This window comes from Flagellimonas maritima (assembly GCF_003269425.1).
Taxonomy (GTDB): Bacteria; Bacteroidota; Bacteroidia; order Flavobacteriales; family Flavobacteriaceae; genus Flagellimonas; species Flagellimonas maritima.
Genome location: NZ_CP030104.1, coordinates 1,896,216 through 1,908,578, shown reverse-complemented (window position 1 = coordinate 1,908,578; position 12,363 = coordinate 1,896,216). Strand labels below are relative to the sequence as shown.

Annotated in this window: 13 protein-coding genes; 3 read left to right on the top strand and 10 right to left on the bottom strand. The window is 39.5% G+C overall.

The annotated features are described in order from the left end of the window. The first annotated feature begins 72 nt into the window (after positions 1–72). Both HME9304_RS08455 and HME9304_RS08450 read left to right on the top strand, forming a co-directional pair. On the top strand, positions 73–2,352 hold the full coding sequence (locus HME9304_RS08455) for an inorganic phosphate transporter (protein ID WP_112379771.1): 2,280 nt from the start codon (positions 73–75) through the stop codon (positions 2,350–2,352). 45 nt (positions 2,353–2,397) lie between these two features. After that, the gene (locus tag HME9304_RS08450) at positions 2,398–3,081 is read left to right on the top strand and encodes a DUF6503 family protein (RefSeq protein WP_239023215.1); all 684 of its coding nucleotides are present in this window, start codon (positions 2,398–2,400) and stop codon (positions 3,079–3,081) included. 14 nt (positions 3,082–3,095) lie between these two features. Here HME9304_RS08450 and nadD read toward each other — a convergent pair whose 3' ends face one another. The 6 genes from nadD to HME9304_RS08420 all read right to left on the bottom strand — a co-directional run bounded on the left by nadD (position 3,096) and on the right by HME9304_RS08420 (position 7,770). Then, positions 3,096–3,680, bottom strand: coding sequence for a nicotinate (nicotinamide) nucleotide adenylyltransferase (nadD, locus tag HME9304_RS08445; RefSeq protein ID WP_112378172.1), 585 nt, complete (start codon positions 3,678–3,680; stop codon positions 3,096–3,098). A 3-nt stretch (positions 3,681–3,683) separates the two neighbouring features. After that, complete coding sequence (gene gmk, locus HME9304_RS08440) at positions 3,684–4,283, bottom strand: guanylate kinase (RefSeq protein ID WP_112378171.1); 600 nt, start codon at positions 4,281–4,283, stop codon at positions 3,684–3,686. After that, on the bottom strand, positions 4,280–5,137 hold the full coding sequence (locus tag HME9304_RS08435; RefSeq protein WP_112378170.1) for a YicC/YloC family endoribonuclease: 858 nt from the start codon (positions 5,135–5,137) through the stop codon (positions 4,280–4,282). The genes gmk and HME9304_RS08435 overlap by 4 nt, the downstream gene beginning before the upstream one ends. Before the next feature lie 83 nt (positions 5,138–5,220). Then, positions 5,221–5,976, bottom strand: coding sequence for a 3-keto-disaccharide hydrolase (locus HME9304_RS08430; RefSeq protein WP_112378169.1), 756 nt, complete (start codon positions 5,974–5,976; stop codon positions 5,221–5,223). A gap of 1 nt (position 5,977) precedes the next feature. After that, positions 5,978–6,721: a 3-keto-disaccharide hydrolase gene (locus tag HME9304_RS08425; RefSeq protein WP_112378168.1), complete on the bottom strand. Its 744-nt coding sequence runs from the start codon at positions 6,719–6,721 to the stop codon at positions 5,978–5,980. Then, positions 6,718–7,770 (bottom strand): sugar phosphate isomerase/epimerase family protein, encoded by a 1,053-nt coding sequence (locus HME9304_RS08420; RefSeq protein ID WP_112378167.1) that lies wholly within the window; start codon positions 7,768–7,770, stop codon positions 6,718–6,720. Before HME9304_RS08420 ends, HME9304_RS08425 begins: the two co-directional genes overlap by 4 nt. Before the next feature lie 247 nt (positions 7,771–8,017). On the opposite strand from HME9304_RS08420, the gene HME9304_RS08415 reads away from it, so the two are divergent. Further along, on the top strand, positions 8,018–8,482 hold the full coding sequence (locus HME9304_RS08415) for an ASCH domain-containing protein (RefSeq protein ID WP_112378166.1): 465 nt from the start codon (positions 8,018–8,020) through the stop codon (positions 8,480–8,482). Between the two features lie 6 nt (positions 8,483–8,488). On the opposite strand, the gene HME9304_RS08410 is transcribed toward HME9304_RS08415, so the two are convergent. From HME9304_RS08410 to HME9304_RS08395, 4 genes are read right to left on the bottom strand one after another with little or no spacing between them, the layout of a single operon-like run. Continuing rightward, positions 8,489–9,625 (bottom strand): Gfo/Idh/MocA family protein, encoded by a 1,137-nt coding sequence (locus HME9304_RS08410; protein WP_112378165.1) that lies wholly within the window; start codon positions 9,623–9,625, stop codon positions 8,489–8,491. A 5-nt stretch (positions 9,626–9,630) separates the two neighbouring features. Next, positions 9,631–10,857 carry a nucleoside permease gene (locus HME9304_RS08405; RefSeq protein WP_112378164.1) on the bottom strand — a complete coding sequence of 409 codons (1,227 nt, stop codon included), beginning with the start codon at positions 10,855–10,857 and terminating at the stop codon, positions 9,631–9,633. Positions 10,858–10,875: 18 nt separating this feature from the next. Then, on the bottom strand, positions 10,876–11,319 hold the full coding sequence (locus tag HME9304_RS08400) for a DinB family protein (protein ID WP_112378163.1): 444 nt from the start codon (positions 11,317–11,319) through the stop codon (positions 10,876–10,878). Positions 11,320–11,331: 12 nt separating this feature from the next. After that, a complete protein-coding gene (locus HME9304_RS08395) occupies positions 11,332–12,336 on the bottom strand; it encodes a sugar phosphate isomerase/epimerase family protein (protein ID WP_112378162.1) in 1,005 nt (334 codons plus the stop codon). Between the last annotated feature and the right edge of the window lie 27 nt (positions 12,337–12,363).

Here is a 12,363-nt window from a genome sequence, read left to right as displayed (position 1 = left end):
CAGTTGTATTTCGTAACATTTTATTAACCTTGGTACAGATTTATAATGGCATTTTTGCCATATTTCTTATACATGGGCGAGAACATCTATATTTTTATGGTTATTGCATTGGCAATTCTGGCAATAACAGATTTAGTGGTTGGGGTAAGCAATGATGCCGTAAACTTTTTAAACTCGGCAATCGGATCTAAGGCAATCTCTTTCAAAACCATAATGATTGTTGCAAGTGTGGGTATTGCTTTTGGTGCAGTTTCGTCTAGTGGCATGATGGAGGTTGCGCGTAAAGGCATTTTCAATCCTGGGGAATTTGTCTTTGAAGAAATCATGATCATCTTCATGGCCGTTATGATTACCGACATTTTATTGTTGGACTTTTTCAATACGCTGGGAATGCCCACATCTACCACAGTTTCTATAGTATTTGAACTTTTGGGCGCCTCTGTGGCAATTTCATTGGTAAAAATCAACAAAATGGATGGTGGATTCTCAGACTTGGCGAATTACATCAACACTGATAAAGCAACAGAAATAATCATTGGAATTTTACTATCGGTTTTTATCGCGTTTACCATTGGGGCCTTGGTCCAATTTTTTTCTAGGTTATGGATATCATTTAATTACAAAGCAAGGTCAAAATGGGTTGAAGCACTCTTTGGGGGCTTAGCGATTACTGCAATAGTTTATTTTATTCTAGTAAAGGGATTGAAAAGCGCAGAAATTTTTGGCGGTGCCTTAACTGATTTTATAGCTACACAGCCAGAACTTTTTGTGCTCATCGATATTGCTGTATGGACTTTGGTTTCATGGATTTTCGCAAAGTTTTTTAAATGGAACGTATATAGATTGGTAATTGCGTTCGGAACCTTTGCGCTGGCAATGGCATTTGCTGGTAATGATCTTGTCAATTTTATTGGAGTGCCCATTGCTGCTCTACAATCGTTCCAAGATTGGAGCGCTTCGGGTATAGCCGCTGCAGATTATAATATGAGCGGACTGTCTGCCGCCGTGCAGACCCCAACGTTACTATTATTGCTTTCTGGTGGAATTATGGTAATTACACTTTGGTTTTCATCAAAAGCAAAAAGCGTAGTAAAAACCAGTGTTGATTTGGCAAGACAGGATGAGGGCGATGAACGTTTTCAACCTAACTTTCTTTCAAGACAGGTTGTAAAGTTCAGTATTGCAACTTTTGAAAATCTCTCAAAAGTAATTCCCCCGTCCCTTCAAAGAAAAATAGACGAACGCTTTGCAGTTCCTTATACGTACATCCCTAAAAGCAAGGTTCAGGATATGCCCGCTTTTGATATGGTTAGAGCATCTGTCAACCTTATGGTGGCCAGTGTCCTTATATCGATAGCCACATCAATGAAATTGCCTTTATCGACAACTTATGTAACTTTTATGGTGACCATGGGTACATCATTGGCGGATAGGGCTTGGGGTGCGGAGAGTGCGGTTTATAGGGTTGCCGGTGTATTGAATGTAATCGGGGGCTGGTTTTTTACCGCTCTGAGTGCTTTTGTTGCAGCATCCATCATAGCATACATCCTATATCTTGGAGGATTTATTGGTTTGGTCGTATTGCTTATTGCCGCAGCGGCAATTCTTTTGCGCAATTACATGTCGCACAATAAAAAGACCAAGGTCAGTAAAGCAGAAGATAGTCTACGTAGGGCTGAAAGCAGTTCTATACAAGGAGTTATTGAAGAGAGTGCCGACAATATTGGCAACATGATCAAAAGAGGCAACAAAATCTACACCAATTGTGTAAATGGTCTGGCCAGACATGATATAGAAACATTACGAAAAAATAGAAAAGGCGTTAAAAAAATGTCTGCGGAAATCGATGATTTAAAAAACAATATTTTCTATTTTATTAAAAACCTGGATGAATCGAGTGTTGGCGGGGCCAGTAACTTTTACATAAGTCTTTTGGGCCACTTACAGGATTTTTCCCAGTCTTTGGAATACATCTCTACCCTAGGTTACAAGCATGTGCACAACAACCATAAAAAACTAAAATATACTCAAATTAAGGAGTTAAAAGAACTTGATGTCGCCCTTGAGCAACTCTTTAACGGTACGCAGGAAATTTTCCAGACCAGGACTTTTGAAAAAATCCAAACCATCTTAATACGAAGGGATGAACTTTTTGATTTGGTATCGGAGAAGATTGAAAAACAGGTAGCCCGCACCCGTACAGAAGAATCCAGCCCAAAAAACACTACCTTATACTTTTCATTTTTGACGGAAAGTAAAGATCTGGTCAAATCCACAATGAAATTATTGGAACTTTACTATTCTGAGCATGACAGTACCGTGGAACCAGCTCGGATAGAAAAACAAAATTAGTACGTTCAACCATATTCATTGCCGATGCGTTCTCTTCTTTTAATCATGATATTCTTTTCAGGAAAAGTCTTTTATGGCCAAAACATTTCTGCAAAGGAACTGTTGGATAGTACCATTGCTTTTCATGATTCCAATAATCAGTGGAATACGTTTAAAGGTAAATTTGAGGTAATTACGGAAAGACCGGAATCCAGTGAAAGATCAAGTATGATATCCATTGATAATCCCAAAGAGCAATTTAAACTAAAAGTAAAAAAAGACAAGGTGGTTTATAGTTATGGGTTTGATGGGGAAAATTGCGTGATAAGTCTAAACGGTTCGCCACAAATTACGGATGCAGACCGGAAAAAATATAAATTGACATGTGAGCGCGGCAATATGATGAAGGATTACTACACCTATCTGTACGGTCTTCCAATGAAATTAAAAGATGCCGGAACTATCCTGGATGAGAAGGTTGAGACGAAAATTTTCAAGGGGAAGGAATATTTGGTTTTAAAGGTAAATTATGAAGAAGGTGTTGGCGACGACGTTTGGTATTTCTACTTTGATCCGCAAACCTATGCCATGGAAGTTTATCAATTCTATCACGACGAGAGTAAAAATGATGGTGAATATATACTTTTAAAAGGGTTGGAGAATGTTGAAGGTATTCTTATGCCAAAAAATAGAGCCTGGTATTATAACAAGGACGACAAATACTTAGCTACCGATATTCTTAAAAGGTAAGTACGAAAATCTTTTTACCTATAAAAATTCATCTCATCCATATATTTCCAAACCGAATGGGGAAGCAAAGGCCTTATATTCTTGCCTTTTTTATGTTGATTACGTATAAATGTAGATGATATTTCCATGATAGGGGCGTTTACTTGGGTAATCTTAGGGTGATTTTTAAACTGGTTTTCCATACTGCCCTCTGAAATCCTTGGATAGACGTAAATACAGTAGTTTTCCAGAATTGCTTCGTAATTCTTCCATTTGTGAAAGCTTTTTAGATTGTCCTCACCCATAATCAACGAAAAACTAAGGTCGCTGCCATACTGCTCATCTAAATGCACTAAAGTGTCAATAGTGTAATTTGGCTTCGGAAGGTCAAACTCAATTTTATTGGGCTTCAATTTTGGGTATTCATGAACGGCTTCAGAGATCATCTGATATCTGTGATGGTTATCCAACAAGGATTGCTTCTTTTTAAATGGGCTCTGTGGCGTAATTACAAACCATACCTCATCCAAGTCCGAATACTCGACCATGTGGTTGGCAATCACTAAATGTCCTATATGAATAGGGTTAAAAGTGCCAAAGTAGAGTCCTACTTTTTTCATTTTCTATTCCTCTTCTTTATTGGAAACCTTTGCTCCAACATAATTGGCTACCAACTTATAGGATTCTGCTAAGGCTACCTCAAGGTCATAATTTTTAATGACCTTGTCAAATTGGGGTGCTGTGGCCAGTTCAACCGAAGCTTTTGCTACACGCATGTTTATTTTATCATCGCTTTCCGTACTTCGTTTTTTTAATCTGATTTTAAGCTCGTCCACGCTTGGTGGTTTTACAAATACGGCCAAAGTTTGATCTGGAAATTTCTTTTTTATCCGCAAGCCACCTACTACATCGATATCAAAAATTACGTTCTTCCCTTCTGCCCATAAACGTTCCACCTCACTTTTTAAAGTCCCATAGAAATTATCCCTGTATACTTCTTCCCATTCTAAAAAATCCCCATTCTTGATATGGTTTTTAAATGCTGAAATGGACATGAAATAATAATTGATCCCTTCTTTTTCCTTTCCCCTTCGTGGACGTGAAGTCGCTGATACAGAAAACGCCAAATTTAGTTCTGGCTGCTCCAAAAGATGCTTTACTATGGTAGTTTTACCGCTACCCGAAGGAGCTGAAAAAATGATGAGTTTCCCTCCCTTTTTCATAACACGTTTAGCATTTGCTCCTTTATCTTCTCCAACTCATCCTTCATTTGTACCACCAACTGCTGCATAGGTGCATAGTTGGCCTTTGATCCTATAGTATTGATTTCCCTACCAATTTCTTGTGCTATAAAGCCTAGTTTTTTACCATTGGAATCTTTGGATTGCAAGGTAGCTTCAAAATAATTTAAATGATTTGTCAAGCGTACCTTTTCTTCTGTAATATCATACTTCTCCAGATAGTAGATCAGTTCTTGTTCAAATCTATTGGCATCTAAATCCACTTTTAAGTCTGATACGGCTTTCTCCAAACGCTCCCTTACGGTATCCAATCGCTCGGGATCCATCTTATTTACTTCACCAAGAAGCGTTCTGAGATTTTTGAGACGGGTCATAAAATCCTTCTTCAAATCTTCACCTTCTTCATTGCGAAAAGCGATTATCTTGGTAAGTGCCTGTACCATTGCCCCTTTTATGGATTCATACTCCGTTTCGTCAATATCACCTTTATCCGTTTTCATGGTATCTGGCATACGCAATGCCATCTCCAGCAATTTTAAATCATCGCCACTGGCTATTTTGGCAAGTTGTTGCATGTATTGTTTAACAACGACTTGGTTGACCTCAGCAGTGGTTTCTTCACCGGTAATTTCTACATATAATCCAAAATCGACTTTGCCCCTCACCAAAACATTGGCTATCATTTTACGCAGTTCCAACTCTTTTTCCCTGTAAGATTGAGGTATTCTGGTATTGATATCAAGATTTTTACTATTAAGTGATTTAAGCTCGATAGTAATTTTTTTGGATGGGAGTTGCACTACATGCTTCCCAAAGCCTGTCATGGATTGAATCATACAGAATTATGAATTTTGGCAAAGGTAATTAAAATAGGTTTTTAGGGATGGTTTCCGATGATCGCAACCAAATACATGGTGATTTAATCCAGTTCCCTTACCCATATATTTCTAAAACTTACCCTACTATTATCTTTATGGTCCTGCAATACCAATGGAGCTTTCCCGTGGGCCTGATATTTGGGCCAACCAATGTATTTAATGGTCCCTTCAATCACAAAATGGTCTTGTATTAAAACACCATTGTGCAATACGGTAACCGTTGCCGGTTCAACAATATTTCCGCCCCTACTAAACTCTGGAGCATGGAAGATAATGTCATAAGTGTTCCATTCTCCCGTGGGTACAGAGGCCATGGCCAATGGTACACCTTGTTTATAGATTGAGCCCACTTGACCATTGGTATAGGTAGGGTTGTCATTGTTATCCAATACTTGAACCTCATAGCGTTGCTGGATAAATACACCACTATTTGCTCTGTTTTGCCCTTCACGTTGAACTTCTGCCGGGGATTTCCATTCAAGGTGGAGCTGCACACTGCCAAAATTCTTTTTGGTCTGAATATTCCCCGCTTTATCCTTAACCGTCATGCTACCATCTTCATTTAAGTGCCATTTTACTGCCATGCTGTCAACACTGCTTATCCATTGGTCAAAATCCTTCCCGTCAAAAAGAACGATGGCATCACTTGGGGGCGTCCCATTCGTGCCTGGAATAACCTTAGGTGGAACCGGTTCGTAAAACTCCGTGGCCTCGGGCGTTGTAGGCTCTTTTTCCTGACCAAAACCATTTGGTGCAATTACCACAAATAAGAGGAAGATTTTAATGTAATTTGGCATATTATAGTTCTTTTATTTTGATATTTCTGAAAGCGACGATGTCACCGTGATCCTGTAATCCTATTTTTCCTGTTTTGTAAATTCCAAAACCATCCCAATCTGCAAACTTGGAATCTGCAACCATTTTGTCCCATTCAGGCCCGTTAACGGGAAACTCTGCAATTTTTTTATCGTTCAAAATCACAATACCCTTATTTTCTCCATGGTTTACCATCAATTCAACCATATTCCATTCACCTACGGACTTTACCGCTTTTTCAGATGGAGCTACCATATCGTACAATGCTCCTGCTTGGTGTGTGGTGCCATTTTTTGCATCTGGGTGTTTTTCATCGTCCAAAACCTGTATCTCCGGCCCTGTTTCATAGGGCTGTCCAAATTCTTCACTTTCGTTGACTCCCCAAAATATACCACTGTTTCCACCTTCGGAAATCTTCCATTCCAATCTGAGCACAAAATTTTTATATTCTTTATCGGTAACGATATTATAACTCTCTCCTTTCGGTCTATTTTCCGGGGGATGGAAGACCATTGCTCCATTCTCTAATTTCCAAGGTTCTGCAACTGCTCCCCCCCTATAAAAATGCCAGCCATCAAAAGAAGACCCATCAAACAAAACAGTCCATTCATTGTTATCTTCTATTTGAGTCTCCCTTTCTTCTTTCATTTCGTTTTGGGTTTCCTTTGGTTTGTCCTTACAGGACATCACCGCTATCACAACTAAAAACAAAATCTTTTTTTTCATAGCCCAAGGATTTTTTTAAGCTTTTCTGTATCTGTTTCAGCACCCGCAAAATCATCAAAAGTTTTGGTAGTTGCTTCTATAATATGGTCTTGGATAAATTTAGCTCCTTCACGCGCACCCTGCTCCGGACTCTTAATACAGCATTCCCATTCCATCACTGCCCAAACATCACAACCGTATTGCGTCAACTTAGAGAAAATAGTTTTAAAATCAATCTGTCCGTCACCTAAAGAACGATACCTGCCGGCACGTTCACCCCAATCGTTGTACCCTCCAAAGGCACCTTTCTTTCCAGTAGGGTTAAATTCGGAATCCTTCACATGAAAGGATTTTATAAATTCATGATAATGGTCTATGTAAGCAATGTAATCCAGTTGTTGCAATACAAAATGACTGGGGTCATACAAAATATTGACCCTTTTATGATTTCCCGTGGCTTCCAGAAAACGTTCAAAGGTATCCCCATCGTGTAAATCTTCACCTGGATGAATTTCGTAGCAAACATCTACACCTTCCTTATCAAAGTGATTTAGAATGGGCATCCACCTTTTGGCCAATTCCTCAAAGCCCATTTCTACCAATCCCGGTGGCCTTTGCGGCCAAGGGTGTGCCGTATGCCATAACAATGCCCCGGAAAATGTGGCATGGGCATGTAAGCCCAATCGCCTGCTTGCCGTGGCAGCTTTTTTTACCGTTTCAATTGCCCACTCGGTACGCGCTTTTGGATTGTTCTTTACTTTTTCGGGGGCAAAATTATCAAACATGATATCATATGCAGGATTCACGGCAACCAACTGTCCCTGTAAATGGGTTGAAAGTTCCGTGATTTCCAATCCGTATGAATTGATCGTTCCTTTAAGTTCATCACAATAATCCTGGCTTGCCGCCGCTTCATCCAAATCTATCAAAAAAGATTCCCAAGTCGGTATTTGAATTCCTTTGTATCCCAAATTGGAAGCCCATTTGCATATTCCATCCAAGGAATTGAACGGCGCTTGACTATCAACAAATTGTGCAAGAAATACAGCCGGTCCTTTTATCGTTTTCATTTGATCAAAGTTTTAAAAATTGAAAAACCCTTATATCGTTTTGAGATTTATCCCCTATATTCAAGAAAAAGTGTCGTGTTTTTATTTTCCAAGTTAGAAAAACATAAATATAGGGATAAGCTAACAATTAAAATAAGATGTTGCTTAATGAAAATAGGGTTGGCGGTATCTATTTCTAACAGTGATCAATCGATATTTGAAAATACTTTTTACCATAAATCAATACAATTTTTCTTAATTTTCCCAAATGGAAAATGCTTCTGCCCGAAATCTATGGGGTGATTTTTTAGATGCGCACCTGGAATTTGCCTCTGAGGACGCTCCTAAAGTGATATACTTTTGCGATAATGAAAAAGATGCCAATATTTGTGCAAGTTTGGTCTGCAAGGATATTAAACGTGCTACGTCACATTCACTTTTGGGATTACAGCTACGGAAAGAGCCTTTGCCTAAAGTTGGCGATTTCGCGGTAGTGACAGATTGGTCCGGGAATGCCAAATGTATTGTAAGAACTTCTTCGGTAAAACTGGTTCCCTATTTTGCAATCCATGCTGACCATGCACGTTTGGAAGGCGAAGGGGACAAAAGTTTGGAATATTGGAAAAAGACACACTGGAATTATTATACCAGAGAGCTCTCAGAATTTGGCAAAGCCCCAAAAGAAAGCATGATCGTGGTATTTGAGCAATTTGAAAAAGTTTTTGAAAGGTAATCGCAATCAGTCCAAATTCACCCAAATATTTCCCTGCTTGTGCGATGCCACCGTACTTTCTATAAAATTTAGCCCACGAACCCCGTCCTGCATGGTTGGAAATTCACCATCATTGTATTTTTCTCCCCGAATAGCTCGTGCCATGCCCAAATAAATATTGGCCATAGCATCAAAAATACCTTCTGGGTGTCCTGGTGGCAGTTTGGTGCCATCCAAAGACAATGCTGAGTTATAAGCATGTCCCGGTCTATAGACTTGCAATGGTTCGGTATCGCTTAGTTTGTATAAAAAATTAGGTTTTTCCTGTTCCCACTTTAAAGCTCCCTTTTCACCGTAAATGGCAATGGACAGGCCATTTTCTTCCCCTGTGGCCACTTGGCTGGCGCGTATTACCCCTTTTACGTGCTTATCCATTCTAATCAGAACTGTACCATCCACATCCATTTGATTGTCCCCGTACAAATAGTTGAAATCGCATAGGAGGGATTTAATCTGCAGCCCCGTTGTGTATTCGATCATATTAAATGCATGTACCCCTATGTCGCCCATGCAGGAACTTATACCAGCTTTCTTTGGGTCCAATCGCCAAACGGAAGCGCGCTTTTTCTTGTCATGTATTATGGTATTTATCCAACCCTGATAGTATTGCGCATCCACTTTATGGATCTTTCCCAAGGCTCCTTCTTTAATCATTTCACGCATTTGGCGTACCATTGGATAGCCTGTGTACGTATGTGTGACCGCAAAAACTTTCTTGGATTTAATTTTAGCTTTTTGAAGAATCAAAGCCTCTTCATAGGTAGTTGTCATAGGTTTTTCACAGATGACATGGAATCCATTATCCAACAATTTCCTTGCCATTGGAAAATGTAGAAAGTTGGGCGTTAAAATGGAACATACTTGTATACGTTCATCTTCGGGAAGCTTTAATTCTTCTTCCACCAATGTATCAAAGTCTTTGTAGATACGGTTAACAGGTACATCGATTTCCTTTGCAAAATTTAGGCTTTCATCAAAATCGGCATTAAATACTGCACCGGCTATTTCATAATTGTCATTGATGAACGAGGCAACTCTATGGAGTACGCCGATAAGGGAATCTCCCCCACCCCCAAGTATTCCCAGTCTTATTTTTTTTGGCATAGAAGCTATTCTTTATATTCTATTTTTTCATTTTTAAACAGTAGTACGAAAAGAACGAGCACTACAAACGCAAAAATAGCGGGGAATGTCCAAATATTTTTCCATTCGTGCACGTTCTCAGAAATTAGATAAGAGTCGGTAATCATTCCTGCTATCCAAAAACCGATCAACATTCCAACTCCGTATGTAGCTAAAGTTATTAACCCTTGCGCTGCACTCTTATATCGCTCGCCAGCTTTGGAATCTGTATAAATTTGTCCCGACACAAAGAAAAAATCATAGCATATACCGTGAAGTGCAATGCCTATAAGCAACATAAATGCAAGTTCACCTGCATTTCCATAGGCGAATAGCAGGTAACGGACCGTCCATGCCAACATTCCTGCCAAGATGGTTTTTTTGAATCCAAAACGCTTGAAGAAGAACGGCAATAACAACATAAACAAAACTTCAGAGATTTGCCCAATCGTCATTTTGCCCGCTGGATTGGAAACTCCTATCTCGCCTAAAAACTGCCCTGCATGTTGGTAGTAGAAGGCCAACGGAATACAAATCAATACGGATGCTATAAAAAAGATAAGAAAGTTTCGGTCTTTTAATAATTTCAAAGCTTCAAGACCCAATATATCGGAGATTGAAATTTTTTCGTCCTTGGACACTTTTGGTGGAGTTTTGGGCAGTGTAAAACTAAATAGGCCAAGCACTGCCGAGGCCGCACCGACCATTAAAAAGGTGTTCTTGAGCAAACCTTCCTGTACGCCCACTTCACTGTCCCATCCAAAAAAACTAATTGATAGCCCTGCCACGATCCAACCTATGGTCCCAAAGACACGCACAAAAGAAAATTCCTTTGCGGGATCCTTCATCTGATTGAACGAAACTGAATTCACCAGTGCCAGCGTGGGCATATATACGATCATATAACCCAAGACATAGGGATAAAATGTTCCAAAATCTGTTGCGTTGGCCAATTGGTACATTAAGACGGCGCCTATCAAATGGGAAATGCCCAGGATTTTTTCTGCATTAAAATAACGGTCCGCAATCAATCCTATAATAAATGGTGCAATGATAGCTCCCCAAGATTGTGTGGAATAAGCCACGGCAATATCGGCGCCACTGGCCTGTAGCGTATTTGGCAAATAAATGCCCATGGTAACAAACCATCCTCCCCAGATAAAAAATTCAAGGAACATCATAAAGGATAGTTGAAACTTCGTCTTAAGGTTCATAAGTAAATAATAGTAAGGTTATCTTTTATAAAATATATAGTCCAAAGATTCTGGTTCTATGCCGCTAGTTCTAAAATCTGCCAAAATCTGTCCTCTGTGGTGTGTGGAATGGTTGATGATGTGGAAGAGTATATCCTTTAATTCATTGGCAAAGGTTCTTCCCTCGCTGCTTTCATAGTCTATCCGCGTACTAAAGTCTTCGGTATTGGTAATGATCTCAAAAGATGTCCGTTGATTTTCATAGTGGACATCCTCCCAATTCTCCAGTAAATGTTGATGGGAAATATCGAATTCTTTAGGTTTTCCCATAATTCTTTTGTTCCACGTATGGTGCGCATTTAGGATATGGTTGAAAAGCTCCAAACTCTTTTCAGGAACTTCTTTCATACCCATACATTGCTCAATAAGCTTTCTATTCGAGTAAAAATTATAGTCAAAGAGCTGATGTAAAAATCCCTTCATGGGCCAAGTGTTTTATATGGATAAATTTAAGGAATTGGCCACTAATTTTTTGGTCGCCAGAATTCCCTCTTCCTCACTCAACGTATCTCCTTCGTACTCTACACCAATATACCCTCTGTAACCGGAGTCTTTAACAATTTTCAGCATCCGGCCATAGTCTGTATGGATTTCGTTTCCCTCGGCATCAAAATCATGTGATTTTGCGCTGACCGCCTTTGCATAGGGCATTAGTTCTTCTATTCCCTTATATCTATCGTATTCTTCTATGCAGGCTGTATCAAAATAGGAACCATCTTCGCGTTTAACACAGAAATTGCCAAAATCAGGGAGTGTCCCACAATTGGGGAGATCAACCTTTTCCATCACCTCCACCAACATTTGTGCATTGGAAGAGAATCCGCCATGGTTTTCTACAATGACATTGATATTTTTATCTTTTGCATAGTTGGCCAATTGCGTTAGCCCATCTACGGATGCTGGGGTCCATTCTTCGGCGACCTTGCTCCCCATAAGGTTGACCCGCACGGAGTGACATCCAAGTGCTGCTGCGGCATCTACCCATTTATAATGATTTTCTACCGCTGTTTTTCGTTCTTGTTCATCTGCAGCTGACAAATCCCCTTCATGATCGATCATTATGATGAGGTTCTCCAGTCCATGCTTTTCACTTTCCATTTTGGATTTACGAACAAAGTCTTCCATAGCTTCTTTTGAAGATTCAAAAGCCTTCAACTCGTCCTCGTACAATTGGTTTACATATTCCAAGCCTGAAAACCCCAAACTCTTTGCTTTTTCAGCAAAAAGATAAGGATTCATTCCCTCGTCGTTGATCATTTTATGAATGGACCATTGTGCAAGCGAAAGTTTGAACAACTGTTCCTCTTTTTCAGGGACTTCTTCGGTCATTTCAGTTTTTTGCGATTCTTTTTTACGGTTTTGATTACAGGCGTAAAACCCCAATAATGTAAGCGCTGCTCCGGTTTGGGCACTATTTTGAATGAAATCTCTTCTTTTCATATAGTTGATGGTCTATCATTGACAAGA

Coding starts and splice junctions, on each gene's coding strand:
- HME9304_RS08455 (WP_112379771.1), top strand. CDS start 73: ATGGGCGAGAACATCTATATTTTTATGGTTATTGCATTGGCAATTCTG.
- HME9304_RS08450 (WP_239023215.1), top strand. CDS start 2,398: ATGATATTCTTTTCAGGAAAAGTCTTTTATGGCCAAAACATTTCTGCA.
- nadD (WP_112378172.1), bottom strand. CDS start 3,680: ATGAAAAAAGTAGGACTCTACTTTGGCACTTTTAACCCTATTCATATA.
- gmk (WP_112378171.1), bottom strand. CDS start 4,283: ATGAAAAAGGGAGGGAAACTCATCATTTTTTCAGCTCCTTCGGGTAGC.
- HME9304_RS08435 (WP_112378170.1), bottom strand. CDS start 5,137: ATGATTCAATCCATGACAGGCTTTGGGAAGCATGTAGTGCAACTCCCA.
- HME9304_RS08430 (WP_112378169.1), bottom strand. CDS start 5,976: ATGCCAAATTACATTAAAATCTTCCTCTTATTTGTGGTAATTGCACCA.
- HME9304_RS08425 (WP_112378168.1), bottom strand. CDS start 6,721: ATGAAAAAAAAGATTTTGTTTTTAGTTGTGATAGCGGTGATGTCCTGT.
- HME9304_RS08420 (WP_112378167.1), bottom strand. CDS start 7,770: ATGAAAACGATAAAAGGACCGGCTGTATTTCTTGCACAATTTGTTGAT.
- HME9304_RS08415 (WP_112378166.1), top strand. CDS start 8,018: ATGGAAAATGCTTCTGCCCGAAATCTATGGGGTGATTTTTTAGATGCG.
- HME9304_RS08410 (WP_112378165.1), bottom strand. CDS start 9,625: ATGCCAAAAAAAATAAGACTGGGAATACTTGGGGGTGGGGGAGATTCC.
- HME9304_RS08405 (WP_112378164.1), bottom strand. CDS start 10,857: ATGAACCTTAAGACGAAGTTTCAACTATCCTTTATGATGTTCCTTGAA.
- HME9304_RS08400 (WP_112378163.1), bottom strand. CDS start 11,319: ATGAAGGGATTTTTACATCAGCTCTTTGACTATAATTTTTACTCGAAT.
- HME9304_RS08395 (WP_112378162.1), bottom strand. CDS start 12,336: ATGAAAAGAAGAGATTTCATTCAAAATAGTGCCCAAACCGGAGCAGCG.